General features: G+C 55.9%; 19 protein-coding genes and 1 pseudogene. 4 read left to right on the top strand and 16 right to left on the bottom strand.

The features are described 5' to 3' along the window. From GUC22_RS21680 to gabD, 11 genes are all read right to left on the bottom strand, one after another. Window positions 1-411 carry a hypothetical protein gene (locus GUC22_RS21680; protein WP_004133811.1) on the bottom strand — a complete coding sequence of 137 codons (411 nt, stop codon included), beginning with the start codon at window positions 409-411 and terminating at the stop codon, window positions 1-3. Next, window positions 408-1,523 carry a glycosyltransferase family 4 protein gene (locus GUC22_RS21675; protein WP_024359128.1) on the bottom strand — a complete coding sequence of 372 codons (1,116 nt, stop codon included), beginning with the start codon at window positions 1,521-1,523 and terminating at the stop codon, window positions 408-410. Before GUC22_RS21675 ends, GUC22_RS21680 begins: the two co-directional genes overlap by 4 nt. Further along, the gene (locus GUC22_RS21670) at window positions 1,520-2,734 is read right to left on the bottom strand and encodes a glycosyltransferase family 4 protein (protein WP_024359127.1); all 1,215 of its coding nucleotides are present in this window, start codon (window positions 2,732-2,734) and stop codon (window positions 1,520-1,522) included. The genes GUC22_RS21675 and GUC22_RS21670 overlap by 4 nt, the downstream gene beginning before the upstream one ends. After that, window positions 2,715-3,740: a glycosyltransferase family 2 protein gene (locus GUC22_RS21665; protein WP_004133808.1), complete on the bottom strand. Its 1,026-nt coding sequence runs from the start codon at window positions 3,738-3,740 to the stop codon at window positions 2,715-2,717. The genes GUC22_RS21670 and GUC22_RS21665 overlap by 20 nt, the downstream gene beginning before the upstream one ends. Further along, window positions 3,733-5,115, bottom strand: coding sequence for a hypothetical protein (locus tag GUC22_RS21660; protein ID WP_004133807.1), 1,383 nt, complete (start codon window positions 5,113-5,115; stop codon window positions 3,733-3,735). Before GUC22_RS21660 ends, GUC22_RS21665 begins: the two co-directional genes overlap by 8 nt. Continuing rightward, window positions 5,106-6,323, bottom strand: coding sequence for a capsular biosynthesis protein (locus tag GUC22_RS21655; protein WP_024359126.1), 1,218 nt, complete (start codon window positions 6,321-6,323; stop codon window positions 5,106-5,108). The genes GUC22_RS21660 and GUC22_RS21655 overlap by 10 nt, the downstream gene beginning before the upstream one ends. Before the next feature lie 5 nt (window positions 6,324-6,328). Beyond that, window positions 6,329-8,416 (bottom strand): GumC family protein, encoded by a 2,088-nt coding sequence (locus GUC22_RS21650; RefSeq protein WP_160183767.1) that lies wholly within the window; start codon window positions 8,414-8,416, stop codon window positions 6,329-6,331. Between the two features lies 1 nt (window position 8,417). After that, window positions 8,418-8,972, bottom strand: a complete 555-nt coding sequence (locus GUC22_RS21645; RefSeq protein ID WP_024359125.1) for a polysaccharide biosynthesis/export family protein — start codon at window positions 8,970-8,972, stop codon at window positions 8,418-8,420. After that, complete coding sequence (locus GUC22_RS21640) at window positions 8,969-10,255, bottom strand: outer membrane beta-barrel protein (protein WP_004133795.1); 1,287 nt, start codon at window positions 10,253-10,255, stop codon at window positions 8,969-8,971. Before GUC22_RS21640 ends, GUC22_RS21645 begins: the two co-directional genes overlap by 4 nt. Further along, window positions 10,245-11,648: an undecaprenyl-phosphate glucose phosphotransferase gene (locus GUC22_RS21635; protein WP_004133794.1), complete on the bottom strand. Its 1,404-nt coding sequence runs from the start codon at window positions 11,646-11,648 to the stop codon at window positions 10,245-10,247. The genes GUC22_RS21640 and GUC22_RS21635 overlap by 11 nt, the downstream gene beginning before the upstream one ends. A gap of 320 nt (window positions 11,649-11,968) precedes the next feature. Continuing rightward, window positions 11,969-13,417: an NADP-dependent succinate-semialdehyde dehydrogenase gene (gene gabD, locus GUC22_RS21630; protein ID WP_049088527.1), complete on the bottom strand. Its 1,449-nt coding sequence runs from the start codon at window positions 13,415-13,417 to the stop codon at window positions 11,969-11,971. Window positions 13,418-13,669: 252 nt separating this feature from the next. Between gabD and GUC22_RS21625 the strand changes: the two genes are divergently transcribed. Beyond that, window positions 13,670-13,921: a zinc ribbon domain-containing protein gene (locus GUC22_RS21625; protein ID WP_004133790.1), complete on the top strand. Its 252-nt coding sequence runs from the start codon at window positions 13,670-13,672 to the stop codon at window positions 13,919-13,921. A gap of 40 nt (window positions 13,922-13,961) precedes the next feature. Here the strand turns inward: GUC22_RS21625 and foxA are convergent, their stop codons facing one another. From foxA to uxuA, 5 genes are all read right to left on the bottom strand, one after another. After that, entirely contained in the window at window positions 13,962-16,070 is a 2,109-nt protein-coding gene (gene foxA / locus GUC22_RS21620) for a ferrioxamine B receptor FoxA (RefSeq protein WP_098067474.1), read from the bottom strand. A 121-nt stretch (window positions 16,071-16,191) separates the two neighbouring features. Then, window positions 16,192-17,184: a helix-turn-helix transcriptional regulator gene (locus GUC22_RS21615; RefSeq protein ID WP_004132613.1), complete on the bottom strand. Its 993-nt coding sequence runs from the start codon at window positions 17,182-17,184 to the stop codon at window positions 16,192-16,194. A gap of 154 nt (window positions 17,185-17,338) precedes the next feature. Further along, window positions 17,339-18,115, bottom strand: a complete 777-nt coding sequence (gene uxuR, locus GUC22_RS21610; RefSeq protein ID WP_116944170.1) for a Uxu operon transcriptional regulator — start codon at window positions 18,113-18,115, stop codon at window positions 17,339-17,341. 136 nt (window positions 18,116-18,251) lie between these two features. Continuing rightward, entirely contained in the window at window positions 18,252-19,727 is a 1,476-nt protein-coding gene (locus GUC22_RS21605) for a fructuronate reductase (protein ID WP_160183766.1), read from the bottom strand. A 76-nt stretch (window positions 19,728-19,803) separates the two neighbouring features. Then, complete coding sequence (gene uxuA, locus GUC22_RS21600; RefSeq protein ID WP_049085652.1) at window positions 19,804-20,988, bottom strand: mannonate dehydratase; 1,185 nt, start codon at window positions 20,986-20,988, stop codon at window positions 19,804-19,806. A 583-nt stretch (window positions 20,989-21,571) separates the two neighbouring features. Between uxuA and GUC22_RS21595 the strand changes: the two genes are divergently transcribed. The 3 genes and pseudogenes from GUC22_RS21595 to GUC22_RS27475 all read left to right on the top strand — a co-directional run. Next, the gene (locus GUC22_RS21595) at window positions 21,572-21,829 is read left to right on the top strand and encodes a YjhX family toxin (RefSeq protein ID WP_004132607.1); all 258 of its coding nucleotides are present in this window, start codon (window positions 21,572-21,574) and stop codon (window positions 21,827-21,829) included. 10 nt (window positions 21,830-21,839) lie between these two features. Continuing rightward, the gene (locus tag GUC22_RS21590; protein WP_004132606.1) at window positions 21,840-22,391 is read left to right on the top strand and encodes a GNAT family N-acetyltransferase; all 552 of its coding nucleotides are present in this window, start codon (window positions 21,840-21,842) and stop codon (window positions 22,389-22,391) included. An 11-nt stretch (window positions 22,392-22,402) separates the two neighbouring features. Then, window positions 22,403-22,882: pseudogene (locus tag GUC22_RS27475) on the top strand (class I SAM-dependent methyltransferase); the annotation flags it as partial. Between the last annotated feature and the right edge of the window lie 182 nt (window positions 22,883-23,064).

Raw genomic sequence — 23,064 nt, 5'->3', positions numbered from 1 at the left:
TTAATTCACTTTATCGTGGAGGTTCACAAACCATGTCCAGATACCGACGTGAAAGTTCTTAAACACATCGATTCCCAGCGCGGATTTCAGCATATAGAGCGCCAGCAGCACGGCAAGAATGGCGAACAGCACGGCAAACGTAATCGCCAGGGTGGAAAATAGACGCCCGAGCAGCGTACTTTCCCGCGGGATTTTGCGCAGATCGCGACCGCATAAAAAGACTACAAAATATCGACGATGCAGAAACGGAAAGCTATGGCGAAAGTCGATACGATGGCGCGACGCCAGGCTCGATCTCACCAGCGCCTGTTCGATACCGCGTTTCTGCTCCGGCGTTAATGAACTTTCTGTTTCCGCATCAAGCGCGGAATAAAAGCGCTCAATGACCAGGTCGGATGTTGATTTTGTCACGGTTGACTCTTGTTCGTTAATCGCTGGTAGACCTGAGCCGTTTTCGCTGCAATGTCCGGCCAGCGGTATTTGGGCATTAACTGGCTGTAATCCACGGTCTCCTCGCCGCGCCAGGACTGGAGCTTTTGCGCTAGCGCGGCGACATTGCCCGTCGGAAAATAAACCTCCGCAGGCAGGCCAATCTCCAGGTTGGCGGGGATATCGCTGACGATAACCGGTAAGGACCAGGACATGGCCTCCAGCAGAGCAATGGGCAGCCCTTCGTGGTAAGACGGAAGAACAAAAAGCCCGGCCTGTGAGAACAAGGTATGCAGCGGATCGCCGCTAATAAAACCGGTCATGATCGCTCCCGGGGTAGCGGCCGCCTGTTTCTTCAGCCGCTCGCTATACTCATCCGGATGATCGGCATCGCCAATCAGCACCAGCGGCAGCGAACAGTTCGAGGCTTTGTAGGCGGCAAGCAGATCGTGCAGCCCTTTTTCTTCGACAAAACGGGCGACGGCGACAATGTATTGCCCGGCTTTCAGCGAATACTGATTCAGCGTGGCCTGTCGCGTCTCTTCGGCGGGAAGCGGCGGTTGGCGCACGCCGTTATAGATCACGTTAGCGTTGGTACGGCCGTGTTTGGTTTTAATCAGCGTATTAATCACTTCCGAGATAACAATAACTTCATTGGCATATTTCACCGCCCATTTCTCACCAAGACGCAGCATCTCTTTCGCCATTTTGCCCCACTTCTGGCGATCGTAGTCCGGGCCGTGGTGGGTAAAAACGACGCGCTTGCCGAGCAGGCGCAGCAGAGGGACCACCAGGCCAGGGCCGACCGCATGAACGTGAACCACATTTGAGCCGTCAAACAGGGTGCTGAAGGCTGCCAGCGTTGAGTGAATAATGGCTTCGAACTTGCGGCTTTTAGGCGCCCACAGGCTTTTTAACCGCACGCCTTTATATTCGCTGCGGCGGTAGTCAACGTACGGTGAGCGGGCAATGACGCAGATATCGGGGTGATTCTGTTGATAGATTTCCGGATAGAGATTCTGGCAATGGGTCTCAACGCCGCCCTGGACATTCGGAATACCGCGGGTGCCAAGCACCGTCACTTTGAGCTTCATTTCGCTTCCCCCACAAGCTGCTGATAGAGTTCCTGCAGAACCTGCATATGCCGGGCGAGATCGTATTTCTCTTCTAAACGCTGGCGCGCGTTGATGCCCATTTCCCGCGCCTGCTGCGGATTGGCGGCCAGGCCATCCATGATGCGCGCCAGCGCGTCGGCATCCCCGGGTTCCACCAGATAGCCATCAATGCCATCGCGGATTTGCTCCGGAATGCCGCCGATATTGCCGCCGACGACGGGGCGACCGAACGCCATCGCCTCCAGTACCGACATCGAGCAGTTTTCATAATATTCGGAAGGGACGATCACCGCCCGCGCGCCGCGAATCAACGCGTTGAGCGCTTCTCCGTGGCGCATATAGCCGAGAAATTCCGGACCGCTAAAGCGGGCGCGTAGGTCGTTGCCGAGAGGGCCGTCGCCGACGATTTTTAGCGGCATCATTTGGCGCATTTTTTGCTGCGCCAGCGCCAGGGTAGCGACGCCTTTCTCACGGCTCAAGCGGCCGATATAGAGGAAATAATCGCCCGCCGTATCGCCCGGGATCGTGGCGCTGGCATCAATACCGTTGACGATCGTCTCGATCCGTGACCGGGGTAATTTACGCAGCAGCGTCTGACGCATAAATTCGCTGGGAGCGATGATGCAATCGAGCATGGCGTAATTTTGCGCGAACTTTTGCCAGTAGGCCTCAAGCGACAGCAGCAGGCTTTTAAAGGTGTCGCCCTGCTGGCAACGATGGCGGAAGGCGTTGCTCACCGAACCAGTAAGACAGTCATCGCAAACGTGGCCATCGCGCAGCATGGTGTACGATGGGCAGACGATTTTATAATCGTGCGCGGTCAGCACGGTTTTGCAGCCAAAGCGTTTGGCGACGCCGATCAGCGCCGGCGTCAGCTGATGGTAAATATTATGAAAGTGCACAATATCCGGGCGCTGCGCCAGCAGCAGCGTATTGAGCTTGCTGCAGGCCTCCGCGTTGTAGATAAAGTCGATACCCGCTTTGAGCTTGCCCGTCAGCCCGTGGTTTTGATGGTAGTCCACGTTGTGTACGAAGAAGCTTTCCCAGGGCGAGGGTTTATTTTCTGCATGCTGCATGCTGAAGTCGACAACCTGATAGCCCGCTTGCAGCATAGCGTCTCGCTCCTGGAAAAATACGGTTTCCGCTCCGCCCTTAATAAAAAAGAATTTGTTAACGAATAATATTTTCATGTTCTGTCTGGATATGTTTTGGGTTGGAGACGGTCACGGCGGGTTGTTTCATCGGATCGCGAACGGAGTTCATGAGGCCTCGCACCATACCTGCGGAAAATAACGATAAGTTGATAACGCTCTGTACGCCGTCCCGCAGCGACTTATTTTTAATCGCCTTCAGGGCGATAAACGCCAGCAGCGGAAGCAGGGCGATAATAATCAAACCGGGATTTAACGACAGCAGGCAAATAATCAATACCAGGATATACAGCGTGAATATCAGTTCGTTGCGAACAATCTTAAGCGCGGCAGGAAAATGGTTTTTCCCCCAGCAGTTGCGTAATAGCTCACCGGGCGCCCATAAAAAACCGTTCTTCCAGCGATAGGTCAACATTCTAAACGTCGGCATGGTATAGGAAGCATGGCTAAAATAGGGCGCAGCGAGGCGGTGGAGTTTATAGCCCGCGGCCTGCAAGCGGATCCCCAATTCGGCTTCTTCATAGCCGTGGAGATTAAGGTTAGTCAGATAGCCAATTTTCTCGATTGCCGAGCGGCGATAGAGTCCGCCGCCGCCAAGATGGTCGGTATCACCCTGCGGATAAATAAGATGCAGGCGCTGCTTGCGCGATTTAAATTCATAGTTAGCGGCATCATCCATCTCGACGCTGCCCGCCACGCCAGCGTATTCGGGATGTTCTTCGAGAAAGGCGACGGCGGTGTCGAGAAAACCCGGCTCCAGCTCCATATCGCCGTCCAGCAGCAGCAGATAGTCCCCTTCGCTGAATAACCAGCCCAGCTGGTGGCCCACGCCGCAGCAGCGATCTTTCGCATTATCAAGGCAGACCACCATCGCGTCTTTGGCGATGGCCAGCTCCCGGGTGTTGTCGGTGGAGAGGCTATCGGCGACGATAATTTGATGGGGGTAAGGCTGCAATTGCTTGCGGACGCTGTCGATCGTTTTTTCAATCCCCTGCGCTTCGTTGAGGGTTTTAATGCTGACGGTAATTGATGGCGTTTTATTCATATTGGGTACCGGAGTTCAGACGGACGGAACGATGAATGACAATGAGCGCCCCGAGGGCCAGCCATAATAAAAACTGTAGCATGGGAATGATCATCAGGATCTGACTGTAGGGAAGGCTGAGTAAACAGCCGATGGCAAAGACGTAAAATGCAGGCGCGGAGCTGAGCAGCTGTAAATCTTCACGCTTTAGATCGTAGCGGGAAAAGGTCTCTTTGGGCCGCATGCCGATAAGAATAGAAGCAATCATGGCGATAAATAAGATCACGCCGATAATACCGACTTCCCACAGCATCATGCTTAGCGCGGTGGAATCGAGTATCAGATGATACCAGGCGCCAATATAGCCTGGGGAGACGGTACTGCCGCTGTTGGTCGCGTTCAGACCGTAGCCAAATAGCATTCCGCCGGGGCCAAAAAGTTCGTTATGCTTAAGCCAGAAGAAAATAGTGGTAAACCGGCCAAGCTCGCCGCTTTCCATAATGTAGTTAGTATCAAAAATATAACCGAGGGAATCGATAAATACCGAGAGCGCGCTTTTGGTCGGATCCCCGCCAAAGGCCGACGAGTAGTTGGAGGCGAGAATGGTGATAGCGGCAAAAATTAACACCACCATTCCGGCGGCGATTATCATCAACGAGCGCAGGGTGACTTTGCTGATGCCGCTGACGTAAGCGGGCATGATCCACAGCAGCGCCAGTAAGAACGGCGACAGCAGAATCACGAATTTTACCTCGCCTACCACGCAGAGGAAAAAGGCCAGCACGATATGCGCCGCCATCGATTTGAATGAACAGATACCGTGCTTAAATTCGGACACCTTCAGCAGCATAATCAGCAGGCAGAACATCCCCATGGCCGCGGTATTGCCGCCGCCCATCGGGTCGCCGCCAAACGTGCCGACTACCGAATCCCACTTTTCATCCTCACCGCGCAGGGCGACGCGTTTTGGCACCACTACCAGCACCTGATAGATAGCCAGCGGGAACTGGACGTAGAACAGCCAGTAAAAAAGCTGAGTCAGGCGATGCAGCTGCGACTCGCGAAACATACCAAGCAGCATGCAAAACATCACCAGCGACAGGGCCAGTTCGTTTTTAAAACCGACGATGGCGGTGACGATGCCGGATTGTAAAACGGTGGCGCAGAGGCTAAGGATAATAAAAGTCAGATACAGCGCCAGCACCACCTTCTCGCGGGCGCTGAGCGCGAGAGGCTGCTGCCGGCTTTGCATCATCAGCAGAACCACCATTACCAGCACCATGAAAAACGGAAGCCATAGTACGGCGACAACGCCGGTGAAATACTGCACCGTGCCGCAGAAGACGATGGTCGTCAGCGCGAATGCTTCCAGATAGCGACCGGTGTTTAGCTGCATATTTTCTGCTCCTGCCGGGAGAGCTGCAGCGCCCGCTTATTCATTTTCAACAGAATGAACAGATAGCGAATGCTGGTAAGAACAGAGAAGGTCAGCAGGGCAATTTCATAGCTCTGGCCCAATTCAGGCAGCGCGATAAAAGCGACGATAATGATCAGCAACTGCTCTATCTGAATGCGTAAAAAATAGCGTTTAGAACCAAAGATAAGCTCGATAACGGTCAGCGGACTGACGGCCAGGGCGGCGAACAGATAAGGCAGCATATAGCGTGAGGTCGGGATCGAATTGAGCCACTCCTGGCTGAAGCCCAGGCGCATAACCAGCGGATAGAAAATCCAGATCCCAAGGATACAGATCAGCGCCGCGGCCAACAGCAGCAGGCGAATTTTTTTGTATTCCGCATAGTTAAAGGTGTTGTTGCGAAAATCCATCGACCATTTTGAAAAGATGGAATTGCGCACCGCGTTACCGACAATCATCACCGGCGATAAGCAGAAGCGGCTCACCACCGAGAAATAACCCGCGACCAGCGGTGAAAACCAGACGTTAATCAGCATCGTCGGCAGATTGTTGCTGGCCATCGCCAGCACTTCCGCGCTGCCGACGCGGCTGAGATGCTGCCAGTGCTGGCGCGCGAAAAGGCCGTTGGCGCGCGGAGAAAAATGCGCCGGCGTCAGGGTGCTGAAGTGAAATAAACGCAGCAGGCACAGGCTGAGCAGCAGCAAAATGCCCACCATCCAGGCAATATAGAACAGGGTGGCGTTCGGCATCGTCAGCAGGGCTATCGCCACCACCAGCGACACGGCGATGCGCTGAAAGGTGAGAAACGGATAGTTGCCGCCGCGCAGCGAGAGGTTCTCGGCGATCAAAACCAGCGCATAGCCGAAGGTCAGCAGATAGAGAAACGCGATATTGAGATGGAATATCAGTCCGGTGATGACCGCCCACGGCAGCGCCAGGAGCAGGCTTTGCAGCAGGCAAAACACCACGTTCTGCCCCAGTTCATGCTCCTCCTGGCGCGGGATCAGCAGCTGCGACGCAAAAGTGCAAACCTGCGCGCCAATCAGCACGTTGCTGTAGATCATCGCGTAGTGCCCGACTTCCGCCATGCCGTAGCGATGGGAAATCAGCCACACGGAAAATGCGCCGATCGCCTGCGAGAGGACCGAGGAGCTGGCGATGGATGAAATACTCTTAATTAAATTCATGATCGCTACTTCGGTGAGATCAGTTCACCCATGCCGCGCTCCGGCAGGCGTTTGCCTTCCTGAGTCTCCAGGTTCTCTTCTTTCACCTGGTTAAGCATGATGGCGACAGGCGTTGGCGTAGCGGCGTGCAGACGGCTTTGCGCGTCGCGGACGCGGGACGCTTGCTCGCTGGCTTTCACCACCAGCAGGGAGATATCGACGTGCGGGGCCAGCAGCAGGCCGTCCTGAGCGAGGCCGAGCGATGGCGCATTAAGAATGAGCGAATCGTAGGTCTGCCGCAGCGTGGTCAGCAGGGCCGGGAGCCGTTGCGAGGTTAACAGCAGCAGCGTCGAGTCGTTCAGTTCGCCGCGCGGCATAAAATCAAGATTGTCGGCCAGAGAAACGACCGCCTGCGGCGTGGCGCAGCGGTCTTCCAGACGCGCGCTGAACCCTGTTTTATGCTGCGGATAGCGCGCGGAGAGCCCTGCGTTGGCCAGATAATCCAGGTCGATGAGCAAGGTTTTGCCTGACTTACTGGCCGACCACGCCAACAGTTCAGCTATCAGGCTGCTGCCGGCATGGGTCTGCGCCGAGGTCACCAGTATCGTACCGCGTGACTCAGTCTGGCCGAGCAGCGCCAGGCGCAGGCTGTGGATCATATCGGCGTACAGCAGATTCTGGAACGTCAGCTGCGCGCTGTTCGCCTGAGGCAGCAGCGGAAACTCCCCGCTGGCATCAAGGCCCGTTTTGGCTTTGAGTTCGCTGATGCTGTTCACCGTTTTGTCGAGCGCGGTGCTGACAATCAGGTACATGATATACAGCGCCAGCGCCATCAGGGTCGCCATCACGATAAGCAGACCGCGCTGCGGTTTAGAGGGCTGATTTGGCGGCACGGCGGCATCGTAGATCGCTTCGTCAGGAACCGAAAAAGTTTCGGAAAGCTTCTGCTCATTCGCCCGCTGATACAGCGATTTATACAGCTCCTCGGTTTTGTTCAGCGCGGTCATCATGGTGTTGTATTTGTCGCGCTTGGCCCCCAGCGCCTGGAAATCGGCTTTCTGGTCGTCGAGCATCTTCTGGTAGTGCTGCTCATCGTCCAGCGTAATCTGATACTGCTGGCGTAAGCCGTTAAGCAGTTCGCCCAACACCTGGCCTATCTGCCCGTTGACGACCTGTAGCTGGGCCTGGGCCTGAAGATATTTCGGATGCTTAGGACCGTAGTGTTTCGCCGCTTCCGACAGGTTACGCCGGGTCTGGATTAGCGCGATGCGCAAATCCTGAATCTGCGGATGGCCGGAAATTTCCGGCAGCGAGATGATCGCTTCCGGCGGTTTCCCCTGCTGACGGCGCACTTTATCCCATACCGTTTGCGCTTTCAGACGGCGCTGGGTGGCGTCGGCAAGATGGTTAATCACGATGCCCAGCCGCTCGGTCTCGTAGCCATCCATGCTGCGGAAGGTCAGCAGGCCGTTCTGTTTAAGAAAATCATCGATATCGGCTTTCTGGCGATCGAGCTTAGCGCGCAGATCGTCCATCATTTTTTCGTTCCAGCCCTGCGCCTGAAGCAAGGTTTTTTGCTTCTGCGCCAGGCTGTAATCGATAAACGCCTGCGCCACGCCGTTGGCGATATCGGCGGCTTTTTGCGGCGATTTCGCTTCCATGGAAACCGAAACCAGCTGCGTGGTGCGCACGCCGGAGATGGTCAGGTTTTTTTGCAGTGCGCGAACCGCGTTATTGACGCGCGTGGCCAGATCAAGATTATCCCCGCCGTTAAACTCGGGGTCTTGTTCCAACTTCATCGCCTTCACTGCAGCCTCAAGCACCACGCGTGAGCCCATCAGCGCATATTTGGTTTCATAGTAATCGCTGCGGGTGGAATCGTAGTTTTCCAGCCGCGGCAGGGGAGTGACGTCCTGCGGCTGCGCTTTAAACAGCACCGTCGCGGTTGCGGTATAGCTGGATGACATAAAGCGCGTCAGGATCCATGACGCCGCTGCCGCCACCACGACCACCACCAGGCACCAGATGAGCTTGTGCTTAATTTTGTTGAAATAAGGCGTGAAGTCGATAAAGCCTTCTTTCTTCTTTCCATTTTCAACCAATGAAATTGCCATATCAGAAGAAACTCATGCCAATGATAATGGTATCCCCAGCCTGTACGGCGGAGTCGGCGGCGACGTTTTCCAGCAGTTTACCGCCGCGAAACTGGCGAATGCGGATGTCGTGGCGATCGGCGCGATCGGTAAACCCGCCGGCCAGCGCAATGGCTTTTTCCGCCGTTAAGCCGGGTTCCCATGCGTAGCCGTCCGGTTTTTTGACTTCGCCTAACAGATAAATCTTCCGGTATTCGGCAATGCTCACGGTCACCATTGGCGCCTGTAGATAGCTACCGCGCAGCTTATCGGCAATTTCGTTGCCGACCTGTTCCGGCGTTTTTCCTTTCAGCATCAGCGAGCCTATATAAGGATAATCAACGCTGCCGCTATTATCGATTTTTACGCGCATAGTGAGATCCTGCTCGCCGGAAACCGCGATATTGATCTCATCGCCCTGATCCAGATGATAAACGGCGTCCGGCGGCGTTCGGATCGTCTGCTGGGGAGCCGAACAGCCCGCCAGCCATAGCGCCAGAAGAGGAATAATCGCCCGTTTTCCATAGGTAAGGATCATATTTGTACCTGCGTCATAAAAATAATGGCCGAGTCGTTATAGCCCAGCGTGCGCTCGACCTCATGGTCATAGTCCGGGCCAATATAAAAGGCATCTTTTTCTTTATTAGAATGCATCGTGTTCCATTGCAGCTTCAGCTGAAAATTAACGGATGGACGGTAGTCGTAGTTGAAGGTGAGCGACACGAGATTTGATTGATCTTTGCGTCCGTTGGTCTGGTGCTTGTAATCCTCTGTAATATAAGAGTAATCAACCAGAGTGGAGAATCTGTCGACCAGCCAGTGGTGCTCATACCCCACACCGAAATTTGATACCAGAATATAGCCGCCGGAGTCGGTGGGATCTTTAATACGCTGCGAACTGTGTAAGTTGAGCTTTATCTGTTCGAGCGGTTTCCAGTCGGCGTTAATATCCCAGTTCAGGCCGTTGAATCCCTGTGAGTCGGGGTTATGGATGAAATCTTTATACAGCCAGGCAACGTTGCCGTGGATCTCGGTCTTGCCGGAAAGGCGGTTTTTCATGCCGACCAATAGATAGTATTCATTACTGTCTTTTAACGGGTTGAGCTCATAGCGACGCTGGTTAGTGATAAAACTATAGCGATAGCGCAGCGTTTTGGCTTTTTGATCAAACAGCTCGGCGACCAGGCTGTTTTCATGCCACTCCTGATCGTGCATGTAGTAATGAAAGTCGGCGCTGGCGTCCTCGATGCTGTCGAGATTGCGAAAGCGCAGCTGCTTGTGCATGAGCGCGACTTCTGCTTTGCCGCGCCCTTCCGGGGCGCCGTAGCTATAGCGCAGTTCGCTGTTAAAGAAGCGCGTGGCGATAGGCTGATTAATGCCAAACTCTGTAAACTGCTCGGGGAGAAACCCCTCGGTGGTATCGCGGCCGCGCTCTTCATGACCGAACGTTTCATCGAGATCCAACGACAGCCCGTGCATGCTGCCGAAGCGCCACTTGCCGTTAAACATAAAAAAATGGTTGTCGCGGTTATCTGCGCTATCGCTGGCGTAGCGGCGGTAATCGCCGGAGTACATCAGTAAATAGCGGTCTTCGTAGCGCTCGCCGATGGCTTTGAAAATCGGCTTCACGCCTTGATAAGCGGAGCCGATTTCATTGCCGCCGTAGCGTTGCCAGGTCACGTTGTCATTGTAACCGACGTCATAACCCACCTGGCTCTCGAAATCGATGCCAGCCACACCGGTATGTGGTTTAGCCTGCAGGTCCGCCCATGCGTAAGGAACCGCCAGTAGACCCGCGAGGAAAGTGAGTTCAGAACGCATTTTTCCCCACAAATCCGCGGAAAAACGTTAAAAAAACGATTTTGATATCCAGCAGCAGCGACCACGACTGAATATATTCCAGATCGTACTGAATACGTTTTTCCATTTTATCAATCGTGTCGGTTTCGCCGCGAAAGCCGTGAATTTGCGCCAGGCCGGTAATGCCGGGCTTCACTTTATGGCGGATCATGTAATTTTCCACCAACAGACGATATTGCTCATTGTGGGCCACTGCGTGAGGGCGTGGACCCACTATCGACATGGTTCCCTGCAGCACGTTAAAAAACTGCGGCAGTTCATCGAGCGAGGTTTTGCGTAAAAAAGCGCCAAAGCGGGTAATGCGCGGATCGTTACGCGTCGCCTGGGTCACTACCGCGCTGTTCTCCATTACGCGCATGGTTCTGAACTTCCAGACGGGGATCTGTTTACCGTTCAGGCCGTAACGGTTTTGTTTAAACAGAACAGGGCCCGGCGAAGTCAGCTTAATGCCGATCGCTACCGCCAGCATCACCGGCAGGCTGACCAGGGTAAAAAAAGCGCCAAGCACGATATCTTCGATACGCTTGAGCACCGCGCCTTCGCCTTCAAATGGCGACGTAAAAATGCTGATGGTCTGAATATTGCCGAACATCCGCAGCTGAGAAATATGTGAGCTGTAGGAAAAGAGGTCCGGCACCAGGAATACGTCCACGGTGGTGTCGGAAAATTCGTTCAGGAACTGGCGGATACGCTGCTGGGCGACCATCGGCAGGGCAATATAGACTTCATCGATTTCTCCGGCTTTCGCCAGCGCCAGCAGGTCTCTTGAGTTGCCTTTTTTCTCAATGCTGAGCAGGCGACTGTCGCGCTGAACGGCGCGGTCCTCAAAGAAGGTAATGTCTATCCCGTCGTGGGTATACTCCTTAAACAGCGCCTGCTCGATGGCCAGTCCGGCCGGCGTTATGCCTAAAATAGCCACCTTGAGTCTGGATTTGAAAAAATAGCGGCTGGAGATAACGCGAATAAGAAACATGCTAATAAATATGGCCATCGAACACAGCACAATTATTTCAGCCAACCGCACCGCGTTTGTGCTGGCGTGATTGTTCAGCAATAGTTCGGCGCTTACGAATAATAAAAATGACAACAGTCCGCTAATACAGACGCTGAAGAACAGCTTGGTTAATTTTTTTAAATATTGTCCCTTGAACTGACCGGAATATAACTGAAAGTGTTCATTAGCCCGGATAAAAATAAGTGAATATATTATTCCCAGGAACAGAGAGGCCGTTGAGGGTTCGACGAAAAAGTATTTTAAATAAGCGAAAATAAACAGGTTGACGGCAAAAAAATCCATTAGCTTCATCAGCTTGCTATAGCGGGCATTGTAAATCTTAATGGTACTATCCGTCATCTTTTTGCTCGTTTTATAGTCAATAAAATGATGTCCTGTCCTTCTTTAAAGCTGAATTTATCTCTATGAATCTATTGAAAAATTAAGCTTTAGATTGGCGTTGATTATTGTAGCCTACGATTAATCTTATGTCGAACCTGTCCATGACTGATAATCGATAACTTTTTATCATTGCCATTAAGCATAATGAATGATGATCCGGATTTAAGAGTAACAGAGGCTCGGTGGGCAAACTGGCGGCCGTGCGGGCTTCATGTTCCGGCCGATCCGCGATCGCGGGTGAAATCATCCGCGCCAGCGGGGGCTGGCGCGTTCATCGGCTAAATCCCAATACACATGTATTTGATTTCCAGGTAATCCTCTATCCCATACTTCGACCCTTCCCGACCCAGGCCGGAAGATTTAACCCCGCCGAAGGGGGCGACCTCGGTGGAGATAAGGCCGGTGTTAATCCCGATAATGCCGTACTCCAGCGCCTCGCCGACGCGAAAAACGCGGCCCAGATCGCGGGCGTAGAAATAGGCCGCGAGGCCGAACTCGGTGTCGTTGGCCTGAGCGATAACATCTGCCTCATCTTTAAAGCGGAATAGCGGGGCGAGGGGGCCAAAGGTCTCTTCTTTCGCCACTTTCGCATCGCCGGGGACGTCCACCAGAATCGTTGGCTGAAAGAAATTACCGCCCAGCTCATGGACTTTCCCGCCGGTTACTACCCGCGCGCCTTTGCCCAGCGCATCGGCGATATGCTCCTGCACTTTAGCGATCGCTTTCTCGTCAATCAGCGGCCCGATAGTGACGTTCGGCTGCAGGCCATCGCCAATTTGCAGCTTACTGACCGCCTGCTGAAGCTTTTCGGCGAAGCGATCGTAAACGCTATCCTGGACGTACAGGCGATTGGCGCAGACGCAGGTCTGTCCGGCGTTGCGAAACTTGGAGGCCAACGCGCCTTCGACGGCTTTATCGAGATCGGCGTCGTCAAAAACGATAAACGGCGCATTGCCGCCCAGCTCCAGCGAGACTTTCTTGATATCTTTCGCGCACTGCTCCATCAGCTGGCGGCCAATTTCCGTCGAGCCGGTAAAGGAGAGTTTGCGCACTAACGGGTTGCCGGTGAGCTCACCGCCGACCTCGCTGGCCGAACCGGTAACGACGTTAAATACCCCTTCGGGGATCCCGGCGCGGTTGGCGAGCTCCGCCAGCGCCAGCGCGGAAAACGGCGTCTGGCTGGCGGGCTTGAGCACCATCGTGCAGCCTGCGGCCAGCGCCGGGCCCGCCTTGCGGGTGATCATCGCCGAGGGGAAATTCCACGGGGTGATCGCGGCGGTCACGCCTATCGGTTGCTTAATCACCAGCAGCCGCTTATCGGCCTGATGGCCGGGAATGGTGTCGCCGTAGATGCGTTTGCCCTCTTCGGCAAACCACTCGATAAAGGAGGCGGCGTAGCTAATTTCGCCTTTTGCTTCCGCCAGCGGTTTCCCCTGTTCCAGCGTCATCAGGCGCGCCAAATCGTCCTGATGTTCCATCATCAGCTCAAACCAGCGGCGCAGGATACTGGAGCGTTCTTTGGCGGTAAGGGCGCGCCATGCGGGCAGCGCGCGGGCGGCGGCATCGATAGCTTCACGGGTTTCCCCGGCGCCCATTTTGGGTACGTTGCCCAGCGGCTGGCCGTTGGCGGGGTTGGTCACCGCGAGAGTCTCTTTGCCGCTGGCGTCGCGCCAGCGTCCATTAATCATTGCCTGCTGGCGAAAAAGGGTAGGGTCGTTAAGTTGCATGATTGCGTCCTGTCTTAATCTGTTTTAGCAGTGAATGCGTCCGGCTCGGCGGGGACTGATACTCCCGGCAGACCCAGCGGCGTCAAACATTTGTCCCTGTTTAGTGTAGTCGAACGCGTTGAGGAAACCGGGCGCCGGGCGTTTTTCGGCCGCAATAACCACCTTTAATTTACGGTTATTTGAACTGGCGGTACGTTATTGTGCAAAAAATGCGGTATTTTTTATGCTCAACTGGCAAGAAAGGAGCGCTCTATGTCACAGCAAGAAAGGTTTTGTCAGGCCTGTGGAATGCCGATGTCCGCCGAAGGTGCGAAAAGCGCAAGCGACGATTATTGCGCCTGGTGCTGCGATAGCGAGGGGAAGCTTAAGTCCTGGGAGGATGCCGTTTCCGGCCTGGCCGAGTACCTCGATTCCTGGCAGAAGGTCGGGCCCGTGGAATCACGCAAGCGGGCGATGCGTTATTTAACGGCCATGCCCGCGTGGGCCCATAAAGCGGAAGATTAACCGGCGGCCCGGAGCCAAAACTCCGGGCTTTTTAACGTTATCAGAACTTCCAGGAGACGCTGCCGACGATGCTGCGCTCCGCGCCAAAGTAGCAGTAGGAGAGCGAGTTACAGGCGGCAATGTAGCTCTTGTCGGTCAGGTTATTGACGTTCAGCTGGGCGCTGAGGCCTTTAATTCCCACCTTCGACAGGTCATAGCCAATCGCCATATCCACCAGCGTATAGGACGGCAGAGTGTGCGTATTCAGGCGATCGCTGGTAATGCCGTTGACGTAGCGCACGCCGGAACCGAGCGTCAGGCCATCCAGCGGGCCGCTTTTCACATCGTAGCTCAGCCAGGCGCTGGCCTGATTGCGTGGCGCGTAGACGGCGCGCTTGCCTTGCTCTTCCGGGCTGCTTTTCTTATAGCGAATGTCGGTATAGGTATAGGCGGCCTGCAGGCGGAAGCTGTCCGTTAGCTGGCTGATCGCCTCCAGCTCCACCCCTTTCGACTCAATTTCGCCGATCGAACGATACGGATCGGTCGGTTCTTCTTTGGTGGCGATATTGGTCTGATTGATGCGGAATACCGAGGCGCTGAACTGGCTGTTCATTCCTTCCGGCTCATACTTCAGCCCGGCCTCCCACTGCTTGCCTTTCATCGGATCGAGCACGTTGCCGTTTTCATCGGCGAAGCTGGTGGGCGTAAAGGCGGTAGAGTAGCTGATGTACGGGGCAAACCCGTTGTCGAACAGATACAGCAGCGCGGCGCGGGTGCTGAAGTTGTTCTTATCCAGATCGCTGCGCGTTTGATTGAGCTTATCGATATTCGACACGCTGACCTGGTCGTAGCGCCCGCCGAGGGTGAAGCGCCAGCGCTCCCAGGACATCTGATCCTGCAGATAGTAGCCGGTCTGGCGCAGCTTGTGCTTCTCGCGGCTGTACATGGTGATGTAATCCGGCTTCGCGCCGTAGACCGGATTAAAGGCGTCGATAGCCGGAAATGCGCCATAGTAGCCGGTAGTGTCGTTGCTGCGGTCCTGATAGTCGATCCCCATCAGCAGGCGATGGTTGACGGCCCAGGTATCGACGCTGCCGTCGAGCTGGTTATCAAGGGTGATGGCGTTCATCTTTTCGTCCGAGCCGGAATAGCCGCGGTTCAGCTCGCTTTCGTTCAGCCAGCCCGCGGCATACACCTGATTCAGTTCAACTTTGGTATGCAGGTAGCGCAGCTTCTGCCGCACCGACCAGCCGTTATCAAACATATGCTCGAAGTTGTAGCCGACCATATTTTCGCGGCGATCGTACTTGTCGTAATCATCTTCGCCTTCGAAGAAGGTATTCGCGATTTTCTTGCCATTGTGCGGCACCACGGTGCCTTCATAGGGGAGGCCCGAGTGGCTGCCGCCCTCCGGATCGCGATGTAGATAGGCCATTAAATCAAGTCGCGTCTGGTCGGTGATGCGCCAGGTCAGGCTGGGCATGATCGCGTAGCGCTGCTCTTTTAAGGTATCAAACTGCGAGTCCGCATAGCGGGTCATGCCGCTTAAGCGCGCCGCCACGCGATCGTTATCGTCCAGCGCCCCGGTGACGTCGAACGCCGCCCCGCGCTGGTTGTTATTCCCGGCAAACAGCTTGATTTCACCGCCGGGATCGAATGAGGGTTTACGCGAGGTGAGGGCGACGATGCCGCCGGGCGAAGAGCGGCCGTACAGCACCGAGGCCGGGCCGCGCACCACTTCGATATTTTCGAGGAACCACGGATCGACCACCAGCGAGCTGTGCGAGTTGGTATCGCCCATCATTTTCAGGCCGTCGAGATAGACGTTATCCAGGCTGCCGTCGGAGAAGCCGCGCAGGACGATATAGTCAAAGCGGTTGGAGGCGCCAATCTGGTTGCTGTAAACCCCGGGGGTATAGCTCACGGCCTGGCGGACGCTGATCGCGCCCTGTTCTTCAAACTGCTCGCGGGTGATAATGGACACCGACTGCGGCGTCTCAATATCCGGCGTGGCAATTTTGGTCGCGCCGCTCTGCATCTGCGAAGTGACCACGATGGTTTCGTTTTTAGTTGTTTCCTGGGCCAGCAGGGGGAAAGCGACGCCGCCGGTCACCCATCCCACCAGCAGCGCCAGGCGAGTTTTCGCAAACATGAACATCTCCAAAGGCATTTCTAATTGTTAATAAGAATTATTACCTTTTTGATGCTCTCTATAGCTATGCGCAATGCCAGGATACGTATGCGCGCTGCCAAAGCCGCTAACTATTTTTCGCAAAAAAGGGAAAAATGGATTAGCCCACCTTTTGCACATCGCAGGGCGAGATGCCGTAGCGCCGACGAAAAGCCGTAGAGAAGTTGGTGGCGTGCTGATAGCCCGACATCCAGGCCGCTTGCTGTACGCTATATCCTTCAAGCAGATAGCCTCTTGCCCGCGCCAGGCGGCAGTCGCGCAGGTAGTCGAAGACCGAGCAGCCGTATGTCTGGCGAAACTTGCTGCGCAAGCTGCTGGAGCTCATCGCCGCCCGCTGGGCCAGCTCATTGAGGCTATAGTCATTTTCCGGCGACTGCTCCAGCAGGCGGCGAACCCTCTCCAGCCGCTGCCGCTCGCCGCCCGCCGGGGCGACGTGCTTCGCGCTTTCGTCCTGGCATACGCTCAGCCCGTGACCGAACAGCTGAAGAATCAGCCCCTCCAGCATCAGCTGGCGGGAAACGCGGCCAGGCGAACTCTGCTGTGCGTACTGCAGCCCGCTCAGCAGAAACCCCGGTATCTGCCAGATAAGCGTTGGCGTCTGGCATCTTTCCCATTCGCGCATCAATGAATCGAGCAGGCCGTCGCGCCACGCGCCGTCCGGGTAGAGTCCGAGGGAGAGCGTACGTAGCCGGCTGTCGGCATCGTGGCGGGCGCGCATCGTCTGTTGTTCGCTAAGACGCGAAGTGAACGCCATCCCGGAACGGACGAGGTGCTGCTCCCCGTTGAGGGTCAGGGCGACACAGCCTTCCAGCACCACCAGCATATAGAGCGGGCTGCTGTGGCGGGAGGTGGTCTCATAGGGCTGCAACACCTGAACATCAGAATGGGTGACGCACATACCGCAGGGCAGCGTCATCTCTTCCACTTCTCCCCGCAGTACCGGGCTGGCGTGCGAGGGGGCCGGCGTTTGCCGCAGCAGCGGGAAGCGGTAGTCGATACCGTATCGTTCACCAAACGCCATAAACTCGCTGACAGAGAAAGTTTTTCTCGGCGCCTGGCGGGCGGGTTCGTCGTGCGTCGTTGTCTTGTTCATGCGGTTATCGGCACCGGAAAGGGGGCGTCATCAGATAGGGTAACTTTACCATTGCGCGGGCAGAGCGACAATAAAATGAGAATCATTATCAATGATTGCGGCGCAGCGGCAAGGGGCGCGCGGACGGGCGATGTCCGCGCGTTTGCAGAAGGGGTCAGGCGTCCGCGTTGTCCAGCGGCCAGGAGTCAAACAGGTAGCCGTCGAAGTAAATATCGTCGACGTTGGAGAACTCCAGCAGGCGCCGTTTAACGTTTTCCAGATGCTGCCACATAGCGAGCTTGGCCGCCCGGGCGTCTTTTTTGATTAAGGCGGCGAGGATCCGTTTATGATCCACCAGCCACTCCTGGCGGTAGTGGGTATCGCCGAGATGGCGGTGCAGCTGGATCCACATGGGATTATTCTCCCGCCACTGCCATGACTGGCGGAACAGCTCTACCAGCATACTGTTATGGGTCGCTTCGGCGATGGCGAGGTGAAACTGCATATCGCCGCTTTCGGAGCCGCCCGGCGCGCTGCTGGCCAGCTCGCGCTCTTCAAGCTGTAAGGCCTGGCGCATTTTGATGATATCTTCCCGGGTCGCCTGCAGGGCGGCAAACTCGGCGATATTGCTTTCCAGCAGCTGGCGGGCCTGCAGCAGTTCAAACGGACCGGCGTCATTGCAGTGGTTCATGTCCGCGCTCTCCGCCGCGCTTTCTCCGGCGGCGTTATCGAGCACGTAGATCCCGGCGCCGCGGCGCACTTCGACCAGCCCTTTAATTTCCAGCATGATCAGCGCTTCACGAACCACGGTACGGGTGACGTCCAGCATCTCGGCGATCTCGCGCTCCGGCGGTAAGCGATCGCCGGGGCGATAGGGCGTCTTGACGATCAGGTCGCGGATCAACGCGCCGACTTCCTGATAGGGTCTGTGCTGAGAAATTTGTGATTTCATGATGTTATGTTGTGAGATGCGATAGCCCGGTGGCTGACTATAGCATTTGGCTGGAGGGTTAGCATCTCTCTCGGCTGGGGATACTCAAAACGGGTCAACCAAATTATGCTTCAGTTGACCCGTAACAGGAGGGTGATTACAGGCTGGCCCTGACTGCCGCAACGGACTCGCGGGCGCCGCGTTTGCACAGCTGTTGGTACGCCTGGGTTACCGCATTGACAAATTCGCTATTGTCCGGCAGATCGTGGGCAAAAATTCCGCTTATGGCCAGCAGCGCCGGGACGCGTTCCGCTTCCTGATAACGCTGGTTGATCTGTTGGAATTCCGCCTGTAGCGGGTCGACGACATCAATCGGTTGCCCCTGTTCATCGATCCCCTGGGTGTAGCGCATCCAGCCCGCCACGCCGAGCGCCAAGTGACGCCAGTCGCTGCCATTTTGCAAATGCAGACGGATGGGATCCAGCAGACGCTGCGGCAGCTTCTGGCTACCGTCCATGGCGATCTGCCAGGTGCGATGACGCAGGGACGGGTTGCTGAATCGGGCGATCAGCAGCGTGGCGTAAGCCTGTAGATCGGTACCTTCCGGCATCGACAGCGTCGGCGCCTGCTCCTGCATCATCAGGGCCAAAGCCGCTTTGCGGTAGGCCGGGTTGGTCATGGTATCGGCGATGGTTTCATAGCCGCCGAGATAGCCCAGATACGCGAGGAAAGAGTGGCTGCCGTTGAGCATTCGCAGCTTCATCATTTCAAACGGCACCACGTCTTCAACAAACTGCGCGCCGACTTTGTCCCACGCCGGGCGGCCGTTGACGAAGCTATCTTCAATCACCCACTGGCGGAACGGTTCGCAGGCGATGGCGCACGGATCGTAGACGCCAAGCTGGTCGGCAATCTCCTGCAGGGTTTCGGGCGTCGCCGCGGGCACGATGCGATCAACCATGGTGCACGGGAAGGTAGCATGGGCTTCAATCCACGCCGCCAGCTGCGGGTCGCGCACCTGGGCCAGGCCAAGCACCGCCACTTTCGCCACGTGGCCATTCTCGCGAACGTTATCGCAGGACATCACCGTAAAGGCGTTTAGCCCCTCTTCGCGGCGCAGGCGCAGCGCTTCGACGATATAGCCTATGGCGGATTTCGGCGTCGCCGGGTTAGCGAGGTCGTGTTGAATCAGCGGATTATTCAGATCGAGCTGACCGCTGGCCGCATCGGTGCAGTAGCCTTTTTCCGTTACCGTCAGAGAGACGATGGCCGTGTGCGGGCGCGTCATGGCGCGCAGTATGCCCTCGCAGCCGTCGATTTCCGGATGCAGCGCCTCTTTCATTGAACCGATGATTTTCAGCTCGGTGCTGTCAGCGCCCTTCTCCGCCACGGTATAAAGCAGCTGCTGATTTTTCAGATTCTCAATCAGGACGCGGTCGTTGCCCGGCATCAGGTTGACTTCGCAGATGCCCCAGTCGCTATCGCTGGTTTCCAGCAGATGATGGGTGTAAAGCGCCTGATGCGCGCGGTGAAACGCGCCGCAGCCCAGGTGAACGATGCGGGATTCCAGGCGAGAACGATCCCACGCAGGGCGTGTAACCGGCAGGTTGCTGTCGGCAAGGGTGGCAGTCATAGCAAACTCCAGGGTGGGCCGCAACGGGCGACCGAAGGGATAAAGGCGGGGCGCTGTCGGCCCCGCCAGTCAGGAATTAGCGGCTAAAAAAAGCGCGCTGAATCGCCAGCTCGACGCCGCGGACCTCAGCCAGCCCTTTCAGGCGGCCAATCGCGGAATAGCCGGGGTTGGTTTTCTTTTTCAGGTCGTCGAGCATCTGGTGGCCGTGGTCAGGACGCATCGGGATAAGATCCTCTTTGCCTTCCGCTTTACGGCGGTGCTCTTCTTCGACAATCGCTTTCACCACTTCGTACATGTCCACGTCGCCGTGCAGATGCGCGGCTTCGTGGAAGGTTTTCGGGTTCTCTTCACGCAGCGTAGATCGCAGGTGGGTGAAGTAAATGCGCGGCCCAAACTGTTTAATCATATCAACCAGATCGTTGTCGGCGCGGACCCCGTAGGAGCCGGTGCACATGGTAAAGCCGTTCGCCATGCTGTTTACCGTGTCGACCATCCACTGCATATCTTCAATGGTCGAGACGATGCGCGGCAGGCCGAGAATCGGGCGCGGCGGATCGTCCGGGTGCACCGCCATACGCACGCCAGCCTCTTCGGCGACGGGAATAATCGCTTTCAGGAAGACAGCGAAATTCTCGCGCAGGGCGGCTTTATCGATATCTTTGTAGGTAGCCAGATGCTGGCGGAACTGGTCGAGGGTATAACCCTCTTCCGCGCCCGGCAGACCGGCGATAATGTTGCGGGTCAGGCGCGCTTTATCTTCATCGCTCATGGCGGCGAAACGCTGATTCGCCTGGGCGACCTCTTCGGCGGTGTAGTCCGCTTCCGCGCCCGGACGCTTGAGGATATGCAGCTCAAAGGCGGCGAATTCAATCTGATCGAAGCGCAGGGCTTTGGAGCCATCCGGCAGGACGTACTCAAGGTCGGTACGGGTCCAGTCGAGGACCGGCATAAAGTTGTAGCACACGGTGCGAATACCGCACTGGGCCAGATTGCGCAGGCTCTGCTGATAGTTAGCGATCCACTGCGCGTAGTTGCCGGTATGGGTTTTGATCTCTTCGTGAATCGGTACGCTTTCGACCACCGACCATACCAGGCCGGCTTCTTCCACGATGGCTTTACGCTTGAGGATCTCGTCAACCGTCCACACTTCGCCGTTCGGGATATGGTGCAGGGCGGTAACCACTCCGGTCGCGCCCGCCTGACGGACGTCAGCTAAAGTGACCGGATCGTTAGGGCCATACCAGCGCCATGTCTGTTCCATGCTTAACCTCTTCACGTTGTTGACCTGCTTCAGGCCGCTGCTTTGATGGGAGCGTCGGTTCCGGTCAACCATCGTAACGGAGGAGAAACCAGACGATATGGCGTATAAATTCCTCCAATTGGTCGAACAAGTCAACCATGAAAGGTAAATTGGTAAACCAAAATGTGATGGAGATTCGCTAATGGCATAAGTGAAAGGCCCGACTTCATTTCAGCCCCGTTGAGTAGCGCCTGTAGATTCTGCTGACGCTCAGAAGGGTATAAGGTTCCGTGCGTCACGTCTTGATAAATGGTTAACCAATGGCATCAACATGTCGACCATAAGTATCAGAAAGCGTGCGGACTCGCCGCAGATCACACTTTTTGACTATAAAGATTTCCATATAAAAACTGCGTGTTATCATTTCGCTGGTAAATACCTTTTTAACTCTCACCGAGGCTTTGATGCTGGAGAATGTCATCATTAGATAATCAGTTTCCCGACCTTTTCAGGCCGGACTGGTTATCGCTGCGCTTAAACCTTACGCGAACACCTGCGGGTGTTGGCTCGTTTTTACGCATGATGATGAACAGGTTTCTTCAGTATGAATCTATCCCGTCAGGAACAACGTACCTTACACGTTCTCGCTAAAGGTGGCCGGATCGCGCACGTTCGCGATGCATCAGGCCGCGTCACTTCTGTTGAATGCTACAGCCGCGAAGGGCTCCTGCTCAGCGACTGCACGCTCGCCGTTTTCAAAAAACTCAAAACCAAAAAGCTGATTAAGTCCGTCAACGGACAGCCCTATCGCATCAATACCACCGGGCTGAATAATGTCCGCGCACAGCTGGATAATCGCTAAGGAGCCTCTGATGACAAACCACAGCTTCACTTTTCATGTCGCCTCTGAAGGCGATACCAATGACATTCTCCATGTCGAAACCCGGGCTTTCGGCTACAGCAAAGAGGCCAGGCTGGTGGCCGATTTGCTCAACGATGAGAGCGCCTGCCCGACGTTATCGCTGCTGGCCAGGCATAACGGAAAGGCGGTTGGGCATATTTTATTCACCCGGGCGACGTTCAAAGGGGAGCCGGACTCGCCGATGATGCACATCCTTGCTCCCCTTGCGGTGGTGCCGGAATACCAGGGCGCGGGCGTTGGCGGAGGGCTTATCCGGCACGGCATTGAGCAGTTGAAAGCCATGGGAAGCCAGACGGTATTTGTTCTGGGCCACGCCACTTACTACCCCAGGCATGGGTTTGAGCCATGCGCGGGAGATAAAGGCTATCCGGCGCCTTATCCCATTCCCGAGGCGCTCAAAGCCTGCTGGATGCTGCAGCCGCTTTCATCTCAGCCGCTGGGACGAACGGGTCAAATACAGTGCGCCCGGGCGTTAATGAAACCCGAGCACTGGCGCGAGTAATCAATAAGGAAATGATGATGACTATTGGCACGATTATTACAGGTTCCAGGCATATCGTGTTGTCATCCCGGGAGCGCAAAATCCCCTGGGATGACCCGGCGTTTAGCCAGCGTATGCTAGAGAACCATCTGTCGCAGGAGCACGACTGGGCCAGCCGCAGGCAGGCGGTTATCGAACAACAGGTGGCGTGGATTGCCGGACAGCTACCCGCCGGCGCCCGCATTCTCGACCTCGGCTGCGGGCCGGGCTTTTACACCCGCCTGCTGGCCGAGCGCGGCTTCTGCTGTACGGGCGTGGATTTTTCACCGGCGTCGATCGCCTGGGCCCGCCAGCAGGCTCAGGCGGCCGGGCTTGATATTGCCTATCACCAGCAGGACGTTCGCGACTACGCGCCGGAAACACCGTTTGATTTCATCATGATGACCTTCGGTGAACTGAATGTGTTCAGCGCGGCTGAGGCCCGTTCGCTGGTCAACCGCTGCGCGCAGTGGCTGGTTCCGTGGGGAAAGCTGCTCATCGAGGTTCATACCTATGCCGAAGTTAAACGTCAGGGAATGGCCGAGCCCGGCTGGCAGCGCTGTCCGCAGGGGCTGTTTCTGGATGTTCCGCACCTGCTTTTGACCGAGCACGCCTGGGATCCGGCGGCGCAAACCAGCTCTACGCTGTTCATGGC

The sequence above is a fragment of the Klebsiella sp. MPUS7 genome, assembly GCF_009905335.1.
Classification (GTDB): domain Bacteria; phylum Pseudomonadota; class Gammaproteobacteria; order Enterobacterales; family Enterobacteriaceae; genus Klebsiella; species Klebsiella grimontii.
The sequence above is the reverse complement of the archived record's forward strand: the minus strand, read 5'-3'. Positions and strand labels throughout refer to the sequence as shown.